At 35.0% G+C, this 366-nt stretch carries 1 protein-coding gene; it reads left to right on the top strand.

Features of this window, described 5'->3' with window-relative positions:
• On the top strand, positions 1-251 hold a 251-nt coding region (locus tag ACW2QF_RS17145; RefSeq protein ID WP_455717233.1), incomplete at its 5' end, for a P-II family nitrogen regulator.
• Positions 252-366: the final 115 nt, after the last annotated feature.

The raw sequence follows: 366 nt of genomic DNA, 5'->3' as shown, positions 1-366 counted from the left end.
GGTGTGGAGCACAACGTGGTTACAAACACTATGTAAGAGGTACGGAACTTGATATCGTTATGCAACCTAAGATTAAATTTGAAATCGTTGTTTCCTCAGAAGAATGGGAAGCAAAGACGATTAAAGCAATACAAGAGGCAGCGTACACAGGAGAAGTTGGAGATGGTAAAATCTTCAGTTATGAAATACGTAATGCTATTAAGATCAGAACGAAAGAAACAGGTTATGATGCATTACAATCAAAGAATTGAATATAAATGACTTAAAACTAAATGCTTTCACACACCAGAAAAAAGAACAACTTTTATAGACTGAATGCCCTATGTGAACATACATATGTTCACATAGGGCATTTAGCTACAAAAA

It is taken from the genome of Anaerosporobacter sp., from assembly GCF_965301125.1.
This window is presented reverse-complemented; position numbering and strand designations above follow the sequence as displayed.